This window comes from Agrobacterium sp. DKPNP3 (assembly GCF_052686535.1).
The window spans coordinates 84,000-108,264 of record NZ_JBQYSN010000005.1; the positions used below are offsets into that span (position 1 = coordinate 84,000).

23 protein-coding genes and 1 riboswitch are annotated in these 24,265 nt (G+C 59.3%); of the genes, 9 read left to right on the forward strand and 14 right to left on the reverse strand.

Annotated features, from left to right (window positions below; genetic code table 11):
* Positions 1-4 precede the first annotated feature (4 nt).
* Together ACUTJJ_RS02810 and ACUTJJ_RS02815 are read right to left on the reverse strand one after the other, a co-directional pair.
* Complete coding sequence (locus ACUTJJ_RS02810; protein WP_296071338.1) at positions 5-1,186, reverse strand: acyl-CoA dehydrogenase family protein; 1,182 nt, start codon at positions 1,184-1,186, stop codon at positions 5-7.
* Positions 1,186-1,437, reverse strand: coding sequence for an acyl carrier protein (locus ACUTJJ_RS02815; protein WP_063948438.1), 252 nt, complete (start codon positions 1,435-1,437; stop codon positions 1,186-1,188). Before ACUTJJ_RS02815 ends, ACUTJJ_RS02810 begins: the two co-directional genes overlap by 1 nt.
* Positions 1,438-1,618: 181 nt before the next feature.
* Positions 1,619-1,730, forward strand: a riboswitch (TPP riboswitch).
* Positions 1,731-1,825: 95 nt separating this feature from the next.
* Between ACUTJJ_RS02815 and thiC the strand changes: the two genes are divergently transcribed.
* The 6 genes from thiC (at position 1,826) to ACUTJJ_RS02845 (ending at position 7,069) form a co-directional block, all read left to right on the forward strand.
* Positions 1,826-3,649, forward strand: coding sequence for a phosphomethylpyrimidine synthase ThiC (thiC, locus tag ACUTJJ_RS02820; RefSeq protein ID WP_445541224.1), 1,824 nt, complete (start codon positions 1,826-1,828; stop codon positions 3,647-3,649).
* The gene (thiO, locus tag ACUTJJ_RS02825; RefSeq protein ID WP_445541225.1) at positions 3,650-4,597 is read left to right on the forward strand and encodes a glycine oxidase ThiO; all 948 of its coding nucleotides are present in this window, start codon (positions 3,650-3,652) and stop codon (positions 4,595-4,597) included.
* A 25-nt stretch (positions 4,598-4,622) separates the two neighbouring features.
* Positions 4,623-4,820 carry a sulfur carrier protein ThiS gene (thiS, locus tag ACUTJJ_RS02830; protein WP_144579224.1) on the forward strand — a complete coding sequence of 66 codons (198 nt, stop codon included), beginning with the start codon at positions 4,623-4,625 and terminating at the stop codon, positions 4,818-4,820.
* A 4-nt stretch (positions 4,821-4,824) separates the two neighbouring features.
* Complete coding sequence (locus tag ACUTJJ_RS02835) at positions 4,825-5,598, forward strand: thiazole synthase (RefSeq protein ID WP_404496048.1); 774 nt, start codon at positions 4,825-4,827, stop codon at positions 5,596-5,598.
* A gap of 87 nt (positions 5,599-5,685) precedes the next feature.
* Positions 5,686-6,699 (forward strand): P1 family peptidase, encoded by a 1,014-nt coding sequence (locus tag ACUTJJ_RS02840; RefSeq protein ID WP_445541226.1) that lies wholly within the window; start codon positions 5,686-5,688, stop codon positions 6,697-6,699.
* Complete coding sequence (locus ACUTJJ_RS02845; RefSeq protein WP_144579221.1) at positions 6,692-7,069, forward strand: winged helix-turn-helix domain-containing protein; 378 nt, start codon at positions 6,692-6,694, stop codon at positions 7,067-7,069. Before ACUTJJ_RS02840 ends, ACUTJJ_RS02845 begins: the two co-directional genes overlap by 8 nt.
* Here ACUTJJ_RS02845 and modC read toward each other — a convergent pair.
* The 4 genes from modC to ACUTJJ_RS02865 form a co-directional block, all read right to left on the reverse strand.
* On the reverse strand, positions 7,056-8,132 hold the full coding sequence (gene modC / locus ACUTJJ_RS02850) for a molybdenum ABC transporter ATP-binding protein (RefSeq protein ID WP_445541227.1): 1,077 nt from the start codon (positions 8,130-8,132) through the stop codon (positions 7,056-7,058). The genes ACUTJJ_RS02845 and modC overlap by 14 nt on opposite strands.
* The gene (gene modB / locus ACUTJJ_RS02855) at positions 8,129-8,836 is read right to left on the reverse strand and encodes a molybdate ABC transporter permease subunit (protein ID WP_445541228.1); all 708 of its coding nucleotides are present in this window, start codon (positions 8,834-8,836) and stop codon (positions 8,129-8,131) included. The genes modC and modB overlap by 4 nt, the downstream gene beginning before the upstream one ends.
* Before the next feature lie 53 nt (positions 8,837-8,889).
* A complete protein-coding gene (gene modA / locus ACUTJJ_RS02860) occupies positions 8,890-9,681 on the reverse strand; it encodes a molybdate ABC transporter substrate-binding protein (protein ID WP_445541229.1) in 792 nt (263 codons plus the stop codon).
* 174 nt (positions 9,682-9,855) lie between these two features.
* Positions 9,856-11,139: an NAD(P)/FAD-dependent oxidoreductase gene (locus tag ACUTJJ_RS02865; RefSeq protein WP_445541230.1), complete on the reverse strand. Its 1,284-nt coding sequence runs from the start codon at positions 11,137-11,139 to the stop codon at positions 9,856-9,858.
* Positions 11,140-11,269: 130 nt separating this feature from the next.
* On the opposite strand from ACUTJJ_RS02865, the gene ACUTJJ_RS02870 reads away from it, so the two are divergent.
* Together ACUTJJ_RS02870 and ACUTJJ_RS02875 are read left to right on the forward strand one after the other, a co-directional pair.
* Complete coding sequence (locus ACUTJJ_RS02870; protein ID WP_445541231.1) at positions 11,270-12,178, forward strand: LysR family transcriptional regulator; 909 nt, start codon at positions 11,270-11,272, stop codon at positions 12,176-12,178.
* 118 nt (positions 12,179-12,296) lie between these two features.
* A complete protein-coding gene (locus ACUTJJ_RS02875; protein WP_003521320.1) occupies positions 12,297-12,533 on the forward strand; it encodes an Lrp/AsnC ligand binding domain-containing protein in 237 nt (78 codons plus the stop codon).
* A gap of 197 nt (positions 12,534-12,730) precedes the next feature.
* Here ACUTJJ_RS02875 and ACUTJJ_RS02880 read toward each other — a convergent pair whose 3' ends face one another.
* The 3 genes from ACUTJJ_RS02880 to epmA form a co-directional block, all read right to left on the reverse strand.
* Positions 12,731-12,922, reverse strand: a complete 192-nt coding sequence (locus ACUTJJ_RS02880; protein WP_003492264.1) for a hypothetical protein — start codon at positions 12,920-12,922, stop codon at positions 12,731-12,733.
* 379 nt (positions 12,923-13,301) lie between these two features.
* A complete protein-coding gene (locus ACUTJJ_RS02885) occupies positions 13,302-14,366 on the reverse strand; it encodes a lysine-2,3-aminomutase-like protein (RefSeq protein ID WP_445541232.1) in 1,065 nt (354 codons plus the stop codon).
* Positions 14,363-15,427, reverse strand: a complete 1,065-nt coding sequence (epmA, locus tag ACUTJJ_RS02890; protein WP_445541235.1) for an EF-P lysine aminoacylase EpmA — start codon at positions 15,425-15,427, stop codon at positions 14,363-14,365. Before epmA ends, ACUTJJ_RS02885 begins: the two co-directional genes overlap by 4 nt.
* Positions 15,428-15,679: 252 nt before the next feature.
* Between epmA and efp the strand changes: the two genes are divergently transcribed.
* Positions 15,680-16,249 carry an elongation factor P gene (efp, locus tag ACUTJJ_RS02895; protein ID WP_063948464.1) on the forward strand — a complete coding sequence of 190 codons (570 nt, stop codon included), beginning with the start codon at positions 15,680-15,682 and terminating at the stop codon, positions 16,247-16,249.
* Positions 16,250-16,358: 109 nt separating this feature from the next.
* Here efp and ACUTJJ_RS02900 read toward each other — a convergent pair whose 3' ends face one another.
* The 5 genes from ACUTJJ_RS02900 to ACUTJJ_RS02920 all read right to left on the reverse strand — a co-directional run bounded on the left by ACUTJJ_RS02900 (position 16,359) and on the right by ACUTJJ_RS02920 (position 24,113).
* Positions 16,359-17,810, reverse strand: a complete 1,452-nt coding sequence (locus tag ACUTJJ_RS02900; protein WP_144579215.1) for an efflux transporter outer membrane subunit — start codon at positions 17,808-17,810, stop codon at positions 16,359-16,361.
* 145 nt (positions 17,811-17,955) lie between these two features.
* Positions 17,956-21,045: an efflux RND transporter permease subunit gene (locus ACUTJJ_RS02905; protein ID WP_445541233.1), complete on the reverse strand. Its 3,090-nt coding sequence runs from the start codon at positions 21,043-21,045 to the stop codon at positions 17,956-17,958.
* Between the two features lie 53 nt (positions 21,046-21,098).
* Positions 21,099-22,301 carry an efflux RND transporter periplasmic adaptor subunit gene (locus ACUTJJ_RS02910; protein WP_296071306.1) on the reverse strand — a complete coding sequence of 401 codons (1,203 nt, stop codon included), beginning with the start codon at positions 22,299-22,301 and terminating at the stop codon, positions 21,099-21,101.
* Positions 22,302-22,500: 199 nt separating this feature from the next.
* A complete protein-coding gene (locus ACUTJJ_RS02915; protein ID WP_063948484.1) occupies positions 22,501-23,151 on the reverse strand; it encodes a TetR family transcriptional regulator in 651 nt (216 codons plus the stop codon).
* Positions 23,152-23,162: 11 nt separating this feature from the next.
* On the reverse strand, positions 23,163-24,113 hold the full coding sequence (locus ACUTJJ_RS02920) for a phosphoribosylaminoimidazolesuccinocarboxamide synthase (protein WP_445541234.1): 951 nt from the start codon (positions 24,111-24,113) through the stop codon (positions 23,163-23,165).
* Positions 24,114-24,265: the final 152 nt, after the last annotated feature.

The window sequence follows — 24,265 nt, forward strand, 5'->3', positions numbered from 1 at the left end:
GGTCTTATCCCAAAAGGCTCGTGTCCTGCTTGTGAACCAGCAGGAGGTTGGCGGAATTGCCGAGAATCCGGTCATTGGAAATCATCAGGCGTGCGGAATGCGCGTCGCGCAGGTGTCGGCCAAGGCTATAGGGCGTGCCGTTCTTGTAGCCCATGATGCCGCAGACCAGCATGGCGTGATCGATGATTTCAAGAATGGTTTCCGAAGAGCAGATTTTCACGTTGTTCATGGCGACGGCAAAAGCCATGGACATCAGCTTTTCCGGGTCGCTCTTGGTGTCCTCATAGGCCTTGACGCCAGCGATGACGTTGGACTTCACCACCTGCAGCTTGCTGGAAACCTCCGCAAGGCGAATAGCGCCGGGAGGGGCGGTGCCGGGCGACTTGCGGGCTGCGGCCCTGACGAAGGACTGGGCGCGCAGCACCGCGTCGGAGGCAATACCGTACCAGACGGCGCTCCACAGCAGATGCGAACTTGCAAGCATGGATTGTGCAGCGATTTCCGCGAAGGGCTTCGGGAAAATCTGCGCTGCCGGCGCTTGCCCGCGAAACAGGAAGCCGTCCGAACAGGTGCCGCGCATGCCGAGCGTATCCCAGGTGTGGGTCTTTTCGAGCGTGTACTGGTTTTTCAGGAAGACGGTCATCACCTGATCGGCGGGCGCTGCATCCTTGTGGGCGCGCGAGGTGATGAGGATCGCGTCGGCATTGCTGCCATAGGAGATAACGGTCGCATCCTTTTCCAGCTGGCAGCTGTCGCCTTCGACTTCAATCGCGCAGATCGAATTGCGCAGGTTGCCGCCGATGCCGCCTTCAGTGGTGGCCGAGGCGAGCAGCAGTTGCTCACCGGCCACCCGGCGCATGAAGCCGGTGTGCCAGGCGCTGTCCACCCCGTGTTCCACAAGACTGGAAAGTTTGATGTGGTGCATGGCGAAGATCATCGCCGTCGCTGAACAGGCCTGGCCGAGCCGGGCGCAGATATTGGCGATCTCCTGAAGGCTCGCGCCTTCGCCGCCGAGAGGAGAGGGTATCTGGATGCCGAGCAAGCGCTCTGCACGCAATGCGTCGATGGCTTCCTGTGGAAACCGACCGGCAACATCGACGTCATCCGCATGCTTGGCGGCTACGATTGCGACACGGCCCGCGCGCGCGGACAGCGTGTTATCCTGCGGCGCGACGGTCACGTTCATCAGGCTGCCTCTTTACCATCCAGAATGAGCTTAACGGTGTCTTCAATGGCCTTGATGCTGGCAAATGACTTGCGGTTCAGCAGGTTATCCGGAAACTCGATGTCGAATGCCTCTTCTATTCCCAGCATCAATTGCACGGAAGCAAAGGAAGAAAGGCCAGCCGCGTAAAGATCGGCGTCATCTGCAATCGTATCGACGGGGCTTGGAAGCTGGCCGAATTTCGCCAGTATTTCACGTATAGTCGCGTTCATTCAGACGTATCTCCCATGAATCTCACATCAGGATGGTTTGTGCTTATCGTTACGACGCAAACGATAATATTCGCCTAAGCCAATAGGTTAATTGCAACTAACGGAAGAATGCGCCATTTGGGCATCTTTGCCAAGCGCGGATCGTGGTCTTGACAAAAGGCCGGGGGTGTTTTTTCCTGTCGCCATTCACCAGGGGTGTCCCGTCAAGGGGCTGAGATTCTGCTTTCATGCGCAGTGACCCGTTGAACCTGATCCAGTTCATACTGGCGTAGGGACGGTGCAAAGACCTGAAGGCGGGCGGGCGCATGGCGTTTCGTGTCGGCACCCAGGTATTTTCCATCATTCCGGCTCGAACTGGGTCTCCACTGTCAAACTTTGGAGCCTCAAGATGAATATCGCTGCCAAGACCATCCCTCTCTCCGTCACAACCGGGCCGCATGCCGCTTCCACGAAAATCCACAAGCCGGGCATTTTGCATCCGCAAATCCGCGTGCCGATGCGCGAAATCGCCGCGCACCCGACGGCCGGCGAACCGCCGGTCACTGTCTATGATTCCTCGGGTCCCTATACCGATCCCTCCCATCCTGTCCTGATCGAAAAGGGTCTGCCGCGTCTGCGTCACGAGTGGATCGTCGCCCGCGGCGATGTCGAGGCTTATGAGGGAAGGCACGTCAAGCCGGAGGACAACGGTTTTGCTACTGGCGAGCGCCTGACGCCTGAATTTGCCGTGCGTCATCGGCCGCTGAGAGCGACCGAGGGCAAGGCGGTGACGCAACTTGCCTATGCCAGGGCCGGCATTATCACGCCGGAAATGGAATTCATCGCCATTCGCGAAAATCTCGGGCGTGAGGCAGCGAAGGAGAAGCTCGCTCGTGACGGCGAGAGTTTCGGCGCGCATATTCCTGATTATGTCACGGCGGAATTCGTGCGTCAGGAAGTGGCGGCCGGCCGTGCCATTATCCCTGCCAACATCAATCACCCGGAACTTGAGCCGATGATCATCGGCCGCAATTTTCTCGTCAAGATCAACGCCAATATCGGCAATTCCGCCGTCACCTCCTCCATGGCGGAAGAGGTTGAGAAGATGGTGTGGGCAATCCGCTGGGGTGCGGATACCGTCATGGACCTGTCGACTGGCCGCAACATTCACAATATCCGCGAATGGATCATCCGCAATTCGCCGGTGCCGATCGGAACCGTGCCGCTTTATCAGGCGCTGGAGAAGGTCAACGGCATTGCCGAGGATCTCACCTGGGAGGTGTTCCGCGATACGCTGATCGAGCAGGCGGAGCAGGGCGTGGATTACTTCACCATCCATGCCGGCGTGCGGCTGCACTACATTCCGCTGACCGTTAACCGTGTCACCGGCATCGTTTCGCGCGGCGGCTCTATCATGGCCAAGTGGTGTCTGCATCACCACAAGGAAAGCTTCCTCTATGAGCATTTCGAGGAGATTTGCGACATCTGCCGGGCTTACGATGTCTCCTTCTCACTGGGCGATGGCCTGCGTCCCGGCTCGATCGCCGACGCCAATGACGCTGCGCAGTTCGCCGAGCTGGAAACGCTGGGCGAGTTGACGCAGGTCGCCTGGGCCAAGGATTGCCAGGTGATGATCGAAGGCCCCGGCCATGTACCGATGCACAAGATCAAGGAGAATATGGACAAACAGCTGAAGACCTGCGGTGAGGCGCCCTTCTATACGCTGGGACCGCTGACCACGGACATTGCGCCGGGTTACGATCACATCACATCCGGCATCGGCGCGGCGATGATCGGCTGGTTCGGTACCGCGATGCTCTGCTATGTTACGCCGAAGGAACATCTTGGCCTGCCCGATCGTAACGACGTGAAGGTCGGTGTCATCACCTATAAGATCGCCGCCCACGCCGCCGATCTCGCCAAGGGCCATCCCGCCGCACAGGTGCGGGACGACGCGCTGTCGCGCGCAAGGTTTGAGTTCCGCTGGGAGGATCAGTTCAACCTGTCGCTCGATCCCGATACGGCGCGGTCCTTCCATGATGAGACCTTGCCGAAGGAAGCGCATAAGGTCGCGCATTTCTGCTCCATGTGCGGACCGAAATTCTGCTCGATGCGGATTTCCCACGATATCCGCGCTGAGGCGCAGAAGGAGGGGCTGGAGGCCATGGCCGCACGTTTCAAGGAAGGCGGCGAGCTTTACATGCCGCTTCCGACTCCCGCGAGCGCCGAGTAAATGCGTGTTCTCGTCAAGGGAACGGGGGTCGCCGGTTTGACGGCGGCCTTCGAACTGGCGCGGAGGGGCGTTGTTGTCGCGGTGTCTGAGCGCGCTGCCGCGCCTTTTCGCGGGGCGTCGTTTTATGCGGGCGGCATGCTGGCGCCCTGGTGTGAGCGCGAAAGCGCGGAAGAACGGGTTCTGACGCTGGGCAAGGCCTCGCTTGGCTGGTGGGATGACGCGACACCCGGTCTGGTGGTTCGCAACGGAACGCTGGTCATCGCGCCCGCTCGTGACAAAGCGGAGCTTTCTCGTTTCGCATCCAGGACGAGCGGCTATCGCTCGGTGAATGAGGCCGAAATCGCCGATCTGGAGCCCGATCTTGCCGGTCGCTTCCGATCAGGGCTCTACTTTGCGGATGAGGGGCATCTCGATCCGCGCCTTGCACTGCAGTCACTCTACGAGCAGCTTTGCGGAATGGGGGTGCTGTTTCATATGGGCGTTTCGGTGGATGAACAGCGGTTCGACCGAGTGGTGGATTGCACCGGATCTGCGGCAGTGGGAGAAATTCCCAGCCTTCGCGGCGTGCGGGGAGAGATGCTCTACCTCGCCACGTCGGAGGTTTCGCTTTCCCGTCCCGTCCGCCTGCTGCATCCGCGCATTCCGCTTTACATCGTGCCGCGCGAGCCGGGGCGTTTCATGGTGGGTGCGACGATGATCGAGACGGAGGATGCGGGCGCCATTTCGGCCCGCTCGATGATGGAATGTCTCAATGCCGCCTATGCCGTGCATCCGGCCTTTGCGGAAGCGGGCATCATCGAGACCGGCACGGGCGTGCGTCCCGCCTATCCCGACAATCTTCCCAAAGTCACGGAGGATGGTCGGACCATCTGCATAAACGGCGCGCACCGACACGGTTTTCTGCTCTCGCCCGCGATGGCGCGGCAGGTCGCGCGGATTATTTGCTAAAATCTATCTCATAAGGAACGGGATCATGAAACTTCTGGTCAACGGCGACGAGCTTGATATCGCCGCTGAAACGCTGGCTGGTCTGCTTGCCCGCCTCGATTACGAAGGCGAGTGGCTGGCAACGGCGGTCAATGGCGATCTGGTGCATTCGGAAGAACGCGCCAGCTACGTGCTGAGAGCTTTCGACCGTGTCGAAATCCTCTCGCCGATGCAGGGAGGTTGAGACCATGCTGACGCTTTATGGCCGCGAGGTATCTTCCCGCCTTCTCCTCGGCACGGCGCGCTATCCATCGCCCGCCGTGCTCGCGGATGCGGTGCGGGCGAGCGATACGGATATTCTGACGATTTCGCTGCGCCGGGAAATGGCGGGGGCTAAGAAGGGCGGCCAGTTTTTCGAGCTGATTCGCGAATTGGACCGCCATATCCTGCCCAACACCGCCGGGTGCCACACCGCCAAGGAAGCGGTGCTGACGGCAAAGATGGCGCGCGAGGTTTTTCGTACCAACTGGATCAAGCTGGAGGTCATCGGTCATCACGACACGCTGCAGCCTGATGTCTTTGCGCTTGTCGAAGCCGCGAAAATCCTCTGTGATGAAGGGTTCGAGGTGTTTCCTTATACGACCGATGACCTGGTCGTGGCGGAAAAGCTGCTGGAGGCGGGATGCCAGGTGCTGATGCCCTGGTGCGCGCCAATCGGCAGCGCCATGGGGCCGCTCAATCTGATGGCGCTGAAGTCGATGCGGGCGCGTTTTCCTGATGTGCCTCTGATTGTCGATGCCGGCATTGGTCGGCCGTCTCACGCCGTCACTGTCATGGAGCTTGGCTACGATGCCGTTCTCTTGAACACGGCGGTGGCGGGCGCAGGAGACCCGGTCGGCATGGCCAAGGCTTTCGCCCGCGCAATTGAGGCCGGCCATCAGGCATACCTCGCCACTCCGCTGGAGCCACGGGATATGGCCGTTCCTTCGACACCGGTTATTGGGACAGCGGTTTTTTCCTGATTATCGTTCGGGTCGACATCAGGCACGTGGCGTTTGGCGTTGACAGCGTCAGATGGTGGCGAGATACCGGGAGAAAAGGGAAACGGCATGACGCTACTCACCAATCTTCTGACGGATATTTCAGGCGTTTCGGTCGGCAATGTCACCGATCTTTCCCTTGGCTCCGGGGTGACGGCGATTGTTTTCGAAAAGCCGGTCATTGCCTCGGGTTCTGTTTTGGGCGGCGCGCCGGGCGGGCGTGATATCGGCCTGCTCGATCCGGCGATGACGGTGGAAACGGTGGATGCCTTCGTGCTGTCGGGCGGCTCGGCCTTTGGGTTGGATGCGGCAGGCGGTGTTCAGGCCGGGCTGCGGGAGATCGGCCGCGGACTTCAGGTGGGTTCTACCCGCGTACCCATCGCGCCACAGGCGATCCTCATGGATCTGCTGAACGGCGGTGACAAAAATTGGGGATTGCATTCGCCCTATCGCGAGATGGGATATGCAGCTTTCAAGGCGGCGCGTGCGGCGCCTTTCGAACTCGGGACGGCCGGCGCCGGAACCGGGGCGACGACCGCGACCTTCAAGGGAGGGCTCGGCTCGGCAAGTGCTATCAGTTCCAGCGGTTATAAAGTGGCAGCTATTGTCGCCGTCAACGCGCTTGGCTCGGCAACCCTTGGCGCGAGCCGCCACTTCTGGTCGGCGCCGTTTGAAGTGTCTGGCGAGTTTGGCGGAAGCGGGTTTCCGCAAAGCTTTGAACCGGACGATACCGGCTTGCGCCTGAAGGGCGTCAACCTCACGGCAACGACCATCGGCGCGGTCGTGACGGATGCCGCACTCACGAAAGCGCAGGCGCATCGCCTTTCCATCACGGCGCATGACGGGCTGGCCCGCGCCGTGCTTCCCGCCCATCTGCCGAGTGACGGCGACACCATGTTTGCAGCGGCGACCGGGGAAAAACCGCTCGAAGGCGGCATTCATTTCGCCGAGCTTTGCCACCTCGCCACCCTCACCATGGCGAGGGCAGTGGCGCGCGGCGTCTATGAGGCAACAGCCCTGCCGGTGGAGGGGGCGCAAAAAGCCTATCGTGATCTTCATGGGTTGAGGTCGACCGATGAGTGAAGCCCGCTCCCCCCTGAAACCCGTTTTCCGTATCGACTTTCCACCCGGGGACCGTCTCGGGCATGGCAAAATCGAGTTGATGGCGCTCATTGCCGAAACCGGGTCCATTTCCGCCGCCGGGCGGGCAATGGATATGTCCTATCGTCGCGCATGGTTGTTGGTGGATGCGCTCAACCGTATGTTCGCGCAGCCGGTCATCGAATCACAACGCGGTGGAAAACAGGGTGGCGGCGCGTCGCTGACGGCTTTCGGAACCGAGTTGCTAGATCGGTATCGTGGCATGGAAAAGCGGATCGCCGACGCGTTGCGCGCGGATATTGACTGGCTGGAGAAAAACCGCAATCCCGATGCGGCCGTCAATAGGGATTGAGAGCCGCCGACTTTATGATCAAATGCACCGGTTTTCCCGGTTCCAGTTGCAGCCGCTCATGGGAGAGGGCTGTGATGCGCGACTGTATGAGATCGCCGCCGCAATCCACCTGAACCGTCATCATGCCGTCTTCGCTGAGAGAGACCGTCGCGACGTGGCCTTCGAGAATGTTGAGGGCGCTAAGCCCCCCGGGTTTGACGGTTGCCAGCATCACATCGCGTGCCGGTATCAAAACCCGCGCGGGGCTGCCGGACATTCCCTTTTTTGCCGGAACATGAAGCAGCATGGTCTTTAACCGTACGGCGGCGAGTTCATGCCGCTCGTCGAAGCTCTCAATCTGCCCGGAGAGAATGCTGCCTGCCTCGCGCCTTTCGAGGTGGGTGCTGAAATCCGGTCTCGCCAGCACGTCTGCCGCTATGCCCTGCGCTTCCACCTTGCCGTCTTTCATCACGATGATGCGGTCTGCAAGGCGGGCGACCTCCTGAATGGAATGGCTGACATAGATGATGGGGATTTTTGTCTCGTCGCGCAGCCGTTCGAGATAGGGAATAATCTCGGCCTTCCGCTGCTCGTCCAGAGAGGCAAGCGGTTCGTCCATCAGCAGCAGCCTTGGAGAGGAAAGCAGGGCGCGGCCGATAGCGATACGCTGTTTTTCACCGCCCGAGAGTTTGTCCGGACGTCGATGCAACAGATGGCCAATGCCGAGCATGTCGACGACAGGACCTTCCTGCGCCACCTTGGATTTGTCTTCGGTGAACCATTTGCCGTACTGCAGATTTTGCGCAACGCTGAGATGGGGAAAGAGCCGCGGCTCTTGAAAAACATAGCCGAACCGGCGTCTATGGGCCGGCAGAAACAGCCGCTTTTTGCTGTTGGCAAAAACCTCCCCATCCAACGTGACTTCACCTTCGTCCGGCCGCAGAAGGCCAGCGACGATGCGGATCATCGACGTCTTGCCAGAACCGGACCGACCGAACAGGGCGGTAACGCCGCCTTCTGAGGTGAAGGACGCATTGAGCTCGAATGACCCGAGGCGATGGCGGGTGGTGACTGAAAGGGTCATTCCATGCTCACCCGTTTGCCGATGATGCGCGCCAGAAACTCCGAGACGAGCAGGGCGAGCATGGAAATCACGACGGAGACGACGGTCAGCCGCAATGCGCCGGCGTCTCCGCCCGGAACCTGGGTGAAGGTATAGATGGCGGCTGAGAGCGTCTGCGTTTCACCTGGGATGTTGGAAACGAAGGTGATGGTCGCGCCGAATTCGCCCATCGCCTTTGCGAAAGCGAGAATCATGCCGGCGATGATGCCGGGCAATGTGAGGGGAAGCGTAACCGTGAGGAAGACCCAGAGCGGACTTGCGCCCAAGGTTTCCGCTGCCTCCTCCAGTTTGCGGTCCACCGCTTCGACGGAGAGGCGGATGGAGCGCACCATCAGCGGAAAAGCCATGACTGCGCAGGCGAGCGCTGCTCCCGTCCAGCGAAACGAAAAGACGAGACCGAACCAGCTGTCGAGAAATTGCCCGATCGCGCCCCTGCGGCCGAACAGGACGAGCAGAAGATAACCTGTGACGACGGGCGGCAGGATGAGTGGCAGGTGAACGATGCCGTTCAGCAGTGACTTTCCCCAGAAGCGGCCGCGCGCCAACGCCACGGCGACCGCAATACCGAAAGGCAGGCTGGCAAGCATGGCGATGGAGGAGACCCACAGGCTGAGCCGGATCGCCGTCCATTCTTCAGGGCTGAGTGTCCACCAATGCAATGCCATATCCTGCAATCGTCATCTCTCGCGGCCAATATGCTGGGCTCACGAAAGGCAGTTTATTTCAAAACGGTAAAGCCTTGCTTTTCGAAGAAGGGCGTTGCCTTGGCCGACTTCAGGAAATCAAGATAGGCTTTTGCTGCCGGGGACTTGGCTTCCGATAGAATGGCGACCGGGTAGATGATCGGCGGATGGCTGTCTTCCGGGAAGGCGCCGACGATCTTCACACCCGGATCGGCGGCGGCATCGGTCTGGTAGACGATGCCATAGGGGGCTTCGCCGCGGGAGACGAGCAGCAGCGCGGCACGCACGCTTTCCGCACCGGCGACCTTTTGTTCGATCGAGGACCAGACCCCGAGTTTTTCCAGAGCGGCCTTGCCGTATTTGCCCGCCGGTACGGAATCGACTGCGCCCATGGCTAGACGGCCGTCGCCAACCAGAGCGGCAAGATCGAAGCCCTGCTTGATTTCAACTGGCTTTGCCTTGTCTGCCGGGGCGACGAGAACGATGCGGTTGCCGAGAAGGTTGGAGCGGCTGTCAGCGTTGATCAGCTTCTTTTCGGCAACATAGTCCATCCAGGCAAGGTCGGCGGAAATGAAGATGTCGGCCGGCGCCCCCTGCTCGATCTGCTTGGCGAGCGCGGAGCTCGCGGCATAGGAGACGATGACCTCGTTGCCGCTGTCCTTCGCCCATTCCGCGTTGATGGCGTCGAGTGCGTTTTTCATGCTCGCCGCGGCAAACACGGTCACTTTTTCGGCGGCATAAGCTGGAGCGCTCACAAAGGACGCTGCGATGGAGAAGGACGTAGCTACGGCAATGGTTTTGAAAAAGCTGCGGCGCGAAGGTCTCATGATGCGTGTCCCCGATACGTGATATTCGTATGAATATATCGATATGGCGAAAGGGCAAGCATTATATTTTCATGGATATATCGCGTAAAATGGGCGTGACGATCGCAGAGGTTCGGGCGAACCACTAGCTGTTGAAGAATCCCTTGCCCCGCAAATGGTCGACCCTGTTAAGGATCAAAAACGCTCGCCGGCGAAATGAGCGATCTGCGCGCCGGCTTCGTAATAGGCTTCCTTCACCGCCCGCAAGGCCTGTGCTTTCGGCTCTGTCAACGGCAGGGGCATTTCGGCTTCGCTGATCTCACCGAGAATATGTTGCGCGAGCACCTTGCCAAATGCCGTGCCGGGCGCGATGCCGCGGCCATTGTAGCCGGAGAATCCGATGACATTGTCCGCGAAAATGTGGAAGCGCGGCACGGCGTTGTCGGTCATGCCGATCTTGCCATACCATTCATATTCGAATTCCGTGTCTCCAAGCTGCGGGAAAAGCCGCTTCAGCGATCGTTTTGCCCAGGCACGATGAATGGCGGCGCCGGTGCCGCGCAGGGCGCCGACACTGCCGAAGACCAACCGGCCGGCTTTGTCCATCCGGAAGGAGGAGAGAATTTCCTTCGTGTCCCAGCAACCCTCACACCCCGGCAAGATACTCTTTCGCAGGTTGTCGCCAAGCGGTCTGGTGGCGAAATTGAAATAGGGAAGGTAGGTCTGCTCATCGCGGACGATCCGCCATGGACCGGTGCTGTAGGCTTCCGTGGCAACAACGATCCAGTTGGCAGTTACCGAGCCTTGCTCGGTTTTGACCAGCCATTTTCCATGGCTGCGCTCGGTGGCGATCACCGGGCTATCGGTATGCAGACGCGCACCTTTCTTCCGGGCAGCTGCGGCAAGGCCCCGAACATAGGCGAGCGGCTGGATCGTGCCTGCCCGCGTGTCGAGGAGGGCGCCGGAATACGCGGTGCTGCCGATTCGTCTCGCTGTCTCCTCGGCATCTAGAACACGCACCGGCGCGCCCCTCGCGGCCCACTGCGCACAGCGCTCGTGGATTTCAGCAAGTCCCCTTTCGCCGACAGCGCAATGAAGCGTACCGTTCTTCTCGATTTCGCAGGCGATGTCGTGTCTTTCCACCAGTTCTCGGACAAGAAGCGGCGCATTGCCCAGCAGGCCGAGAAGACGTTCGCCAAAGGTTGAACCCAGCACGCCGGGCAATTCTTTGGGCATGACCCACATGCCACCATTGATGAGCCCGACATTGCGCCCGGCGCCCCCGAACCCGATCTCTTTTGCTTCCAGGAGAACGACGTCGACACCTTTTTCGGCCAGATGAAGGGCGGCGGATTGTCCGGTGAAACCACCACCGACGACGACGACATCGGCAACGGATTCGCCTTGCAAGGCGGGTGTTACGGGCGGTTGCGGCGCGGTCTTTTCCCAGAGACCGTGGGAGCGGGGGTCGTTATACATCGTTCCACCATGGTGCGGGCAAGTTCATTTGGTTTCCGTATGGGTGACAAGCCCTTGTTAATGAGACTTTACAAGCCGCGGCGTCTGTTGAATATCGACATATCGTCAAGAGTTCATTCCGCGAGGGAATATGGTGCTGCCACCCCGCCGTTTTCTGCCGTCGCTTTCGCTGCTCGCCGCCTTCGAGGCCGCTTCGCGCACCGGCAGCGTCACTGCAGCGGCGAGAGAACTCGGCCTGACGCAGGGTGCCGTGAGCCGACAGATCCTCGCCCTGGAAGAGCAGCTCGGCGTCGCGCTGTTCCTGCGCGAGCGTCAGACGATCCGGCTGACACGGGCGGGAGAGGGATATGCGCGCGACATCCGCGAGGCGTTGCGGCGCATATCGACGGCCTCGCTCAACCTGCGCGCCAATCCGGATGGCGGCACGCTCAATCTCGGCGTCCTCCCGAGTTTCGGAACCCGCTGGCTCGTGCCGCGGCTTCCCGATTTCATCGCCCGGCATCCCGGGGTTTCGGTCAATCTGCTGACGCGGGCGTCACTCTTCGATCTCCGAACTGACACCGTCGATGCGGCGATCCACTTCGGGCTGCCGCACTGGCCGGGTACAGAGCTGATTTTCCTGATGCATGAAAAAGTTATTCCGGTGTGCAGCCCGGCGTTTAAGGAACGTCACGGGCTTACGCGCCCGGAAAATCTCCTGCATGTGCCGCTTTTGCACATGACGACCCGCCCCGATGCCTGGGAGCAATGGTTTCGCAGCCACGATGTGGATTTTGACAATGTGCATGGCATGTTGTTCGATCAATTCACGACGATAGCGGAAGCGGCGAGCGCCGGCGTCGGGGCGTCTCTCATTCCCTCTTTCATGATTGAGGAAGAAATCGAGAGCGGTCGCCTCGTCGCGGCAGTTGCCGGGCAAGTGGAGAGCGAAGAAGCCTATTATCTCGCCTGCATGCCTGATCGTGCAGGCTATCCGCCGCTCGACAGTTTTCGAGACTGGATCGTTTCCCAGGCGGCAATCGGCAGTAGCGGCAGCTGAAGAGTTTTCGCCGTCAACCGGTGTCGGTCTTGCAAGAGGCGCGCGGCTGAGCCAATAGTGCCCCATGACAGGTGGCGGACGGCGCCACACACTGCACGTTCCAATACGGGAGATATCCGTGAAGCCCATTTTTGTTCAGCTTCAATGCGAACCCGGCAAGACCTACGATGTCGCCGATGCCATTTATAAGACCGAACTGGTTTCGGAACTTTACTCGACGAGCGGCGAGTATGATCTGCTGCTGAAAATCTACCTGCCGCAGGAAGAGGATATAGGCAAGTTCATCAACCAGAACATCGTCAATATTCCGGGGATCGTGCGGTCCCTGACAACGCTGACTTTCACGGCGTTTTAAGGCGCAAGCGCCATCAGTGGCTCAAGGGATAATTCTGTAAGGCTTTCGGGTGAAGCCATCCGAGGATATGCGCGCCACAGGCGGCGCAGCTATAATCTCATGCAATAAAAGAGTGCGCCATCGGCCGGTCATGCGGCTTCAATATCGGGCGCACTCTGTGTTCTGCGTTTCGATGAGAAGCTGGAACGCAAGCCGCATCAGGCAACTGCGGCCAGGTTCCGGTTACGCACGAGATCACGGATGGCGATCCGCACGTCGTCGGCACTGTCGAACTTCTGTTCGTCCAGGTCGTGAACGTGGAACTTCACCGCGATGAACTTCAGCCGGTCGTTGTCGGGTATGACGATGCCGACGGGTTCGCCAGCGAATTCAATAACTTGCTTTTGCATAGGTATACTCCCGCTGTGGCTACTTCACACAGCATGTTGTCGAACAGATTTTCTGAAAATTGTGACCGTCAGGTCACATTCGACAGCAGCGGGAACACGTGGATTTAAATCCAGCATTCCAGGACTCAAGACCAAGGATTGCGTTAATGGCACTATGTTTTGACATGACACACTCCCTGTATTGGTGTTGGCCTAGAATCAGGAGACTCGTTCTCCAGTTCCACACTGATAATCCAGACCAGCGTTAAAATCAATGCTGATTGTTATAGGTAGAATATTTTTCTTTATGATGACAGGACAGGGGCGGAAATGTGAAATTTTTGTTTCCACATGCCTGAACCCTCAAAAGCCTTGCGGCGCAGGGCCGCTATGTCATTTTTTAATCGATGTCTGTCGTTCGTGGCGGGTAAATATGATCGTTGCCGTTGAAGTCTGAAACGGCATAACAGCCATCGCGAGTCTTCGCTGCCGCATTTCGGCCAATTGCTGCCTTGCCGTGACCACCGGGGATGTCAAGAACATAGGTCGGCTGACACAGACCGGAGACATGGCCGCGCAAAGCGGAAACGATTCGCTGGCCTTCCTCGATCGTCAGCCGGAAATGGCTGGTGCCCGGTGCGAGATCGGGATGATGAAGATAATAGGGCTTGATCCGTGCCTCGACGAAGGCGCGCATCAGGTCAGCGAGAACGGCGGGATCGTCGTTGACGCCTTTTAACAGCACCGTCTGGCTCACCATGGCGATACCGGCGTCGATCAGCCGTGCCGAGGCTTGTCGCGCCGCCTCGCTCAGCTCACGGGCGTGGTTGGCGTGCAGCGCGACGTAGGTCGTCTTGCCGCTGGCTTTCAGCGCATCGATCAATGTCACGTCGATTCGACCGGGGTCAACCACTGGAACGCGCGTGTGGAAGCGCACAATTTTAACGTGTGGGATGTCTTTGAGGCGCTTCATCAGCTCCGACAAACGCCGTGCGGAAAGAACGAGTGGATCGCCACCTGTCAGGATGACCTCCCAGATGGAAGGGTTCGCGCTTATGTAGCCGAATGCGGCGTCGAGTTCCTCCGGGCTCATCATGCCATTGCCCTGCGGCCCAACCATTTCACGGCGGAAGCAGAAACGGCAATAGACCGGGCAGACATGCACCGCCTTCAGCAGGACGCGGTCGGGATAGCGGTGGACGATGCCGTGGACCGGGCTATGCGCGTGATCGCCAATCGGGTCGTCGCATTCTTCGGGAAGGTGAACGAGTTCCGCAACGTCGGGAACGAATTGCCGGGCTATCGGATCGTCAGGATCGCTGTCATCTACCAGCGCTGCTATTGTTGGTGTTATCGCAAGCGCGTAACGCTCTGTCACAGCGCGCAGATCATCAAGCGCTCCGGTCTTGATCAGTCCGGCTTCGAGCAACGCCTCCGGTGTCTTGATGGCTTCCGAATGCTTCATCGGCCATAATCCGCAACGGGTGCCCACATGACGAGATCGATGCGGGGCGCGCCGGTTGCCAGCATGACAAGCCGATCGAAGCCGAGTGCGATGCCGCTTGCGGGCGGCATGATTGCGAGTGCCGCCAGAAAATCATCGTCCAGCGGATAGGTTTCGCCGTAAACCCGCTGTTTCTCCGCCATCTCCATGTCGAAACGCCGTCTCTGCTCGTTGGCGTCGGTCAATTCGCCGAATGCGTTGGCCAGTTCAACACCGCAGGCGTAAAGCTCGAAACGTTCCGCGACGCGGCCGTCTTTCGGCGACCTGCGGGCGAGGGCCGCTTCACAGGTAGGATATTCGTCGAGGATCGTCGCCCTGCCGAAACCCAGTTCGGGCTCGATCCGCTCGACAATGACGCGGCTGAACATATCGGCCCAGGTATCGTCCTCAGCCACGCGAATGCCGGCATCGGTCAAACGCGCGGCAAGCTGGCGGCTGTCGGTCTCGCCGTTTTGGTCGATGGTGGCCAGAAGATCGACGCCCGCATAGCGCAGAAAGGCTTCGGCGACGCTTATCCGCTCCGGTTCGAGAAAGGGGTCGACGCTGCGACCGCGATAGGTGAACGTCTTCGTGCCTGCGGTTTCCGCTGCCAATGCCAGAAGATTGGCGCTGTCCCTCATCAGGCTCTCATAGGTTTCGCCCACACGATACCATTCCAGCATGGTGAATTCCGGGTGGTGGAGGGGACCTCGTTCTCGATTTCGGTAGACATGGGCGAAGCAGGAAATGCGTTTTTCGCCGGCTGCAAGCAACTTCTTGCAGGCGAACTCCGGCGAGGTGTGGAGATAAAGCGGCACGGCGTCGCCGGCCGGAGTCAGGGCTCGCGTGGCGAAAGCATGCAGATGCGCCTCGTTGCCGGGCGACATCTGCAATGTCGCGGTATCGACCTCCAGGAAATCCGCGTCAGTAAAATAGTTTCGGAAGGCCGACTGGATACGATTGCGACCAAGCAGAAACGCGCGGCGATCGGCATGGACGTCGGGCGTCCACCATGGCGACATTGTTCCGTTGCTTTCGCGCATTCTCAGTTCTTTTCCGTCTTCCATGCGGGCGCTCGATCGTCAGGATATGGCCCGCAAAGCGCCTGATCGGGTCATTTAAAGCAGGCCCGGGCGGAAAACCGCTAGGCACTCTTCCGCGAATTGCTGTAGAAGGCTGGCAATTCGTGCGGATTTAAGGTAGTTGCGCCCCAGAAAACAGACAAAACGTCTGCCGGGGCAGGTGCTGCCGTGCAGTCCTTTACGACGCATTTCATCGAGTTACAAGGAAGTCATATGGTCAAGGTTATCGCCTCATCCGTCCGCAAGGGCAATGTTCTGGACGTCGACGGCAAGCTTTACGTCGTTCTCACCGCGCAGAACTTTCACCCCGGCAAGGGCACGCCGGTCACCCAGGTAGATATGCGCCGCATCGTCGACGGCGTGAAGGTCTCCGAGCGCTGGCGCACCACCGAACAGGTCGAGCGCGCCTTCGTTGAGGACCTGAACTTCCAGTTCCTGTATGAAGACGGCGAAGGCTTCCACTTCATGAACCCCGAAAACTACGACCAGGTCGTGGTCGATGCCGAGACGATGGGCGACCAGAAGGCTTATCTGCAGGAAGGCATGACCTGTGTTCTCTCGATCCACGAAGGCAATCCGCTGGCGGTCGAACTGCCGCGTCACGTCACGCTCGAGATCATGGAAACCGAGCCGGTTGTGAAGGGCCAAACGGCTTCGTCGTCCTACAAGCCGGCAATTCTTTCCAACGGCATTCGCACCATGGTACCGCCGCATATCGATGCCGGCATCCGCGTGGTCATCGCGACGGAAGATAATTCCTACGTCGAGCGCGCCAAGAACTGAGCCTTACGGCTGATGAGATAAAAAGCACCTGATGACGGGTGCTTTTAATGTCCGCAATAAAAAAGCCCGCGTCGAGACGCGGGCTTTTTGTTTGTCATTTTGGATGCTGTCACATGCCCTTGGCGACGGCGGCAGCGGCAATGGTAGGTCCGCCCCTGTTGGGAGCCGTCGTCTGGCCGACAGCATAACCGCCACCGAGCGCGATGCTGAGGGCGACATAATCCTGAGCCGTCTGCTGTACGGCCTGAGCAAGGCTCGCCTGCGCAGTGGAAACCTGGCGCTGCGCGTCCAGAACGTCGAGCAGGGACGAAGCGCCATCGCGGTAGCTTGCCGTCGAAAGCTGAAGTGCTTCACGATAGGAAGCCACGGTCCTGCGAAGAGCGTCTGCGGTGCGCTGGTCGCGGTTGACGGCGGCAAGAGCGTTTTCAACCTCTTCGACCGCGTTCAGAACCGTCGCCTTCCAGGCAAGGTATTGTTCGCGTGCCTGCGAGTTCGCAATGTCGACATTGGCGCGCAGGCGACCACCATCCAGAATGGGCAGAACCAGCGACGGGCCAAAGGACCAGCTGTTGGCCGAGCCGCGGCTGCCACCACTGATGAAGCTATAGCTCGGCGTGATCGAGCCGCTGAGTTCGATGCTTGGATAAAGCTGCGCTTCAGCTACACCGATGGCAGCGACCGCAGCGGCAAGATTGCGCTCGGCAACGCGAATATCCGGTCGGTTACGGATGAGGTCAGCGGGGATGCCTGTGCGCGGGATGCTGCGGGCAACCGGTTGACGTGCGCCCTTCTGCAATTCCGTAATGAGCGACGATGCCGGCATGCCGAGCAGGGTTGCGATGCGATGGGCGGCCTTGCGGAAATTGGTTTCCAGTCCCGGAATTTCAGACAGGGTCGAATTGACGAGACCCTCGGACTGTACCACGTCGAGACGGGAGGCAGCACCAGCTTCAAGCTGTAGCTTCGTCAGATCCAGCGTCTCGCGACGCGAACCGAGGTTCTGGCGGGCAATCGCCAGTCGCTCCTGATAATAACGAACGTCAATATAGGCTGACGCCACCGCAGAGATCAGCGTCAGACGCTGAACATCAACGGTCGAGTATGCGGCATCAAGATCTGCGCTGGCGCTTTCCCGGGCACGCTGGTAGCGGCCGAAAAGATCGAGCAGCCAGGAAACGCTGAGGCCGCCGGAAGAGGTGTTCGTCACCGGCACATCGCGCAGGCTGCCAGATGTCTGGCTGGTCGTATGCTGCCCCTGTGCATTCAGGCTCGGAAGCGCACCGGCGCCGGCGATGATGACATTTGCCTGCGCCTGATTGATGCGCTCGATAGCCTGCATCACGGTCAGGTTCTGTTGAAGGCCGGTCGCGACATAGCCATTAAGGCGGCTGTCGTTGAATGCGGTCCACCACGCGACGCTGCTGATGTCACCGTTGCTGGTCTTGCCGCCTTCCGCGAACTTGCCCGGCAACTGGATTTCCGGTGTCTTTTGGTCGGGCCCGACGACACAGCCTGCAAGCAGCAGCATTGTCAGGGGAGCGATAGCGCGAATAGACAGCATGTAATTTTCCCAATTCTTAGGTTGGCTTACCGAGCGTGGCTGACAAATGGGCTGCGCGGTCGATATGCCGTAGAAACGTGCACTTGCCAAATCGGCGATATTTCTAGCAGCGTATTAACGGTTGGCACAGCCCATTTTTGTTTTGTTAACGCCTTGAAAGGCGGCGAATGATGACGAAAAAGGACGGAACGAAGAAAATTCCGAGCAGTGTTGCAGAAAGCATACCACCCAGGACGCCAATGCCGATTGCATTTTGCGCAGCAGAACCCGCTCCGGTTGCGATGGCGAGAGGCACGACACCGAGGATGAAGGCGAGCGAGGTCATGATGATCGGGCGCAGGCGCAGCTTCGCCGCCTCCAGAGTCGCTTCCATCAGGCTCAGTCCGTGCTCCTGCCTCTCCTTGGCGAATTCGACGATCAGAATCGCGTTCTTTGCCGCAAGCCCGATCGTGGTCAGAAGGCCGACTTTGAAGTAGACGTCGTTCGATTGACCGAAGAAATGCGCCGCCGTCAAAGCACCGAGAACACCCACCGGAACGGCCATGATGACCGAGAACGGGATCGACCAGCTTTCATAGAGGGCCGCAAGGCACAGGAAGACGATCAGCACCGACAGCGCGTAGAGCATCGGCGCCTGCGAACCCGAGAGGCGTTCCTGATAGGAGATGCCCTGCCAGGCCACCGTGTAACCACCCGGCAGGCTCGCCGTCAGACGCTCCATTTCGTCCATTGCGTCGCCCGAGGCGACGCCCGCTCCGGCAGTGCCCTCCAGCGAGATCGCCCCCGTGCCGTTGAAACGCGCCAGCGATGGCGGGGCATTGATCCATTTGACTTCGCTAAAGGAAGAGAAAGGCACCATCTCGCCATTGGTGTTGCGGGCATACCAGAACTTCAGATCGTCGGGCTGCATGCGATAGGGGGCGTCACCCTGGACATAGACGGGCTTCAACTCGCCATTAAGCGTGAAGTCATTGACATCGCGCCCCGCAAAGATCGTCGACAGCATGAGGTTCACGGAGGACAGGTCGACCCCCATGGCCCCCATTTTCTCCTGATCGAGAACGATCTTCATCTGGGTTTCGTTGTCCTGGCTGTCGCTTCTGAGCGAGCTGATCTTCGGATTGCCTGTGGCAAGCGCGATCAGTTCTTTCGATGAGGCCGTCAGGGCATCGGTGCCGTTTCGGCCGCTATCCACCAGATACATCGAGAAACCGCTCGACGTGCCCATGCCCTGAATGGCCGGCGGCAGAAGCGGGAAGACCTGCGCATCGCGGAAACCGAAGAAGGTGCCCATGGCGCGTTGAACGATGGCTCCGGCATGTTGCGCCGGCGCCGTGCGTTCCTCGAAATCCTTGAGCTTGGTGAAGACGATGGCGTTGTTTTGGCCGGAACCGCTGAAGCTGAAGCCAAGCACGCCAAACACCGATTCGACATTGGCAGCTTCTTTTTCGCGGAAGTAGCTCTCGACCTGTTTTACCACCTCATTGGTGCGTTCGATGTTCGAACCCGTCGGGGTCTGGATGATGGTCAGGAGCACACCCTGGTCTTCCTGTGGCAGGAACGAGCTTGGCAGCTTGCTGAAAAACCAGACGCAGCCACCGATGACGACCGCAAAGATGATCATGACGCGCAACGGGCGTTTCAGGAGATAGCCGATGGTGGAGACATAGCCATCCGTCGTCCTGCCGAAGCCGCGATTGAACCACGCACCCGGCCCGCGCTGCTTCTTGTGGTGGTCGATCGGCTTCAGCATGGTGGCGCACAGCGCCGGCGTCAGCACGATGGCGACAACGGCCGAAAGCAGCATCGCCGACACGATGGTGATCGAGAACTGGCGGTAGATGATGCCCGTCGACCCGCCAAAGAAAGCCATCGGAATGAAGACGGCGGTCAGGACGAGTGCGATGCCGATGATTGCACCAGTGATTTCGCCCATCGACTTCTCGGTCGCCTCGACCGGTGACAGACCCTCTTCCGACATGATGCGCTCGACGTTTTCAACGACAACGATAGCGTCGTCGACGAGGAGGCCGATGGCCAGAACCATGGCAAACATGGTCAGCGTGTTGATGGAATATCCGGTGAGTGCCAGAACACCGAAGGTACCGAGGAGCACGACCGGCACGGCGATCATCGGGATGAAGGTGGCCCTGAGGTTCTGGAGGAAGACCAGCAACACGACGAAGACGAGGATGATCGCTTCGATCAGTGTGTGGACCACCTTTTCGATAGACAGCTTGACGAAGGGGGTCGTGTCGTAGGGATACTCGATCGAGACGCCCTCGGGCAGGGAACCTTCGACATTGGTCAAAGCCGCTTTGACGCGGGCCGCGGTGTCGAGCGCATTTGCGCCTGTCGCGAGGTTGACCGCAAAGCCGGCCGAGGGACGGCCATTAGAACGGGAATCGCCGCCATAGGTTTCCTGGCCGATCTCAATACGCGCGACGTCACTCAGGCGAACGGTCGCACCGTCTTTCTCGACTTTCAGAATGACCTTTTCGAAGTCAGCAACGGTGGTGAGCTGGCTCTGTGCCGTGACCGTAACATTCAGCTGCTGACCCTTGACCGCGGGCACAGCGCCGAGAGAGCCGACGGAAACCTGGGTGTTCTGGCTTTCGATGGCGCCGGTGACGTCGGCCGTGGTCAGCTGGTACTTGTTGAGCTTGAACGGGTCCAGCCAGATACGCATGGCATATTCCGAACCGAACACGTTGATGCTGCCGACACCTTCGAGACGCTTGATCTGGTCTTCGACGCGGGAGGAGAAGACGTCGCCAAGGTCGGCCGAGTTGCGCTTGCCATCGGTGGAAATGAGCGCGCCGACCATGAGGATGCTCGATGTCGAGCGGCTGACCTGGATGCCGCGCTGCTGCACGGTATCGGGCAGCTGCGACTGAACGAGCTGGAGCTTGTTCTGTACCTGAACCTGCGCAATGTCAGGCAGGATGCTGTTGCCGAAGGTCAGCGTCACTTCGGCGCTGCCCGTCGAGGATGACGAGGTCATATAGGTGAGGTCATCGAGACCGGTCATGCCGTCCTCGATGATGGTCGTCACCGATTTTTCGACGGTTTCGGCACTGGCGCCGTTATAGGTGGCGCTGACACGAACCGTCGTCGGCGCGATGTCCGGATATTGCGAAATGGACAGGGTCCAGATCGCAAGGGCACCGCCCAGCATGATGACGATGGCAATAACCCATGCAAAAACGGGGCGCCGGATGAAGAAATGGGCCATGGCAGTCCTGCCTTACCTTGTGCGAGCTTCGACCGAGGGTTTGCTGCTCATGCTTATTTCGTTGGGGCGGCGGCAGGCGGAGCTTGCTGCGGCAGAACGACGATACCGCGATCGTCGATGGTTACTTCGACCGGTGCCACGGTCGCGCCATCGGCAATCCACTGGAAGCCATCAACGATGAGCTTGTCGCCATCCTTGACATTTTCCGTCACCAGCCAGGCGTTGCCAGACTGCTGGCTGGACGGGAAGGTGCGGGTCTCCACCTTGTTTTCCGCCGATACGAACTTTGCGGTCAGGTCACCATTGGCGTTGCGGCTCGCCGCGCGCTGCGGAATGCGGAAGCCTTTTTCCTTACCGATCGTCAGTGTGGCGCGAACATAGGTGCCGGGCAGCAGAAGATCGTCAGGGTTTTCGAACAGGGCGCGGATGGAGAAGGTGCCCGTCGTTTCGCTCACCGCCATGTCCGACATGTCGATCTTGCCGTCGTGTTTGTATTCGGTGCCGTCTTCTAGAGTCAGATGAATGCCTGTCTCCTTCGTGTCGCCACCAAGCTGACCGGACGAGATCGCCTTTTTCAGACGCAGCAGGTTGATGCTGGACTCCATCAGGTCGATGTAGATCGGATCGATGCGGCGTAGCGTGGTCAGCGCCGTCGTCTGGTTTGCGGTCACCACGTTGCCGATACTGAAGGCGGTAGCGCTGGTAATGCCGTCGAAAGGTGCGCGGACCTTGGTGAGATCGAGATTGATCTCCGCCGTTTCCAGCGCCGCCTTCGTCTGGGCCACATCAGCCTGTGCCTGCAGCAGCGTTACCTTGGCATTTTCGTATTCGATCTGCGTTGCGCCGCTGTTGACCAGCCGCTCATAGCGGGCAAGATTTGCCTCGGCGCTCGGAATGCTTGCCTCGGCCTTTGCCACATTGGCCTTGGCCTGCGCCACTTCCGCCAGATAGGTATTGTCCTCGATCTGGTAGAGAACGTCGCCCTGCTTGACCTCGCTGCCCTCCTTGAAAGGGATTTCGCGGATGATGCCAGTGACGCGCGGGCGGATCTCCGCGGTCTGGAACGCGCTGGCGCGGCCTGGCAGCACCGTGGTCAGCGGATATTCGCTGTTCTTCATCACGATGACGCTGACGGGAGACGGCGGACGCGCGGCACCCTGGCCGGGTGCCTGATTGCTTTCTCCGCCATCGCTGCATGCGGCCAGAAGCGCGGTGACACACAGAGAAGCAAATAGGGGTAAAATACGTCGGCTCATCGTTCTTCCCTGCGTCCTGATCGCATTCAACTATAAGCGCAATGTCGCTCGGCGGATGCGCGTCCGAGGACCGACGTGACAGGCGAAGGCCTTAACAGGGACCCGATTCGCTCATTTCGTCCGAACCGCCAAGCGCATAGAAGCGCAGGCTAATGCGCTTCGCAAGCAATTGCGAGAAGGTGACGTAAATTGGGAATCGTCACTTAGCAAGTGGATTGCGTAATCCCGCATCGATCAGATCGACGAGTTGATCACAACGTGTTGCTAAATTGCCGATATCTTCCCGGGCGATGAGGACGGGATGGATGACGCTGGTCAACGCATGCAGCACGGTTTCGCCAAGAGAAAGAGCGTCGGTTGCTGCGTAGGTTCCAGCCTCAACGCCATCCTCTATGATTTCGGCCAGCAGTTTCACGATGACGGTTTTATAATAATCGCCGCATTTCATATCCTGCTTGGCGGTCATCAGGATCATCTCGAAGACGTAGGGATTTTTATTGAGATCCTGATGGTGCTGTTCCATCAGGTTGTGCGCGAGATGGCGCAGCCTCTCCAGCGGCGGGTGACTTTTGTCGAGCGGACAGATCTGCCGTTCGAAAACGCCGATCTGTTCGAAACCAAGCGCGTCGACGAGGGCGTTCTTCGAGCTGAAATTCTTGAAGACATTGGCAGGAGACATGCTGAGCGCTGCGGCAATATCGGCAATCGCCACGGCGTTGAAGCCACGCTCGCGGAAAAGCTCTTCCGCTTTTGCTAAAATGTCCCGCCGGGTCTCCTCGGCGGAACGGCGAGGCCGGCGTTTGACAGGACGGTCATTCTTCCTGTCTGCCTTGCTCGCGTGTTCGATCATCTTGGTCACGGTCAGACTCCGGGGAAAAACGGCTCCAGGTTCCGACGTACTCTTGCAAGCGGCGTTTCACCGCTGTCATCGGGAACGAAGCTCTGCCCGGTGATGCGCTCGTAAGCATCAATGTAGACCCTGGAGGTCTGGAGGACGAGATCCTGCGGGATTTCGGGAATGTCGTCCTTATAGGGATCGCAGCGCTCGGCGACCCAGGCTCTGACGAAGTCCTTGTCGAAGCTTGCCGGGCGGGTGCCACCCCGAAAGCTCTCGTCGTAGCTGTCGGCCATCCAGTAGCGGCTGCTGTCCGGCGTATGGATTTCGTCAGCCAGGATGATGTTGCCGTTTTCATCCGTGCCGAATTCATATTTCGTGTCGACGAGAATGAGACCCTGCTTTGCGGCAATCTCCTGTCCACGTTTGAAGAGGGCCAGCGCGTAGCGGGACAGCTTGTCCCATTGCTCTTGGGTCAGGAGTTTCTTCTCCACGATCTCGGTCGGCGTGAGCGGCTCGTCATGGCCGCCGTCAAAAGCCTTGCTCGTTGGTGTGATGACCGGCTGTGGCAAAATCTGATTGTCCTTCATCCCGTCAGGGAGGCTCATGCCGTACATCTGTCGTTCACCCTTCTTATAAAGGGTAAGGATGGAGGTGCCGGTCGTGCCGGCGAGATAACCGCGCACGACGATCTCGACCGGCAGGATATCGAGCCTCTTGCCGATGACGACATTGGGGTCCGGATAGCTGACAACATGGTTGGGGCAAATGTCCATCGTCCGGTCAAACCAGTAGCGCGCGGTCTGCGTCAGGACCTGTCCCTTATAAGGGATGCATGTGAGGATTCGATCAAAGGCGCTCAGGCGGTCGGTGGAAATAATAATGCGATTGCCGTCTGGCAGGTCGTAATTCTCGCGCACTTTGCCACGGTAATATTTCGGCAGCTCGGGAATGACGGCTTCATCGAGAATGCGCACGGGCTCTCCAATTCTTGTCTCTATAGGGCGTCAGACGCCCTCATGGCTCTAAAACTCCTGTAGGATGCTATTACATGTTTCCCGATACAGGACCAGACGCGATGTTATCGGCGGTTTCCCGGCCGTATTTTAGGTTGAACCCGAAACTACCG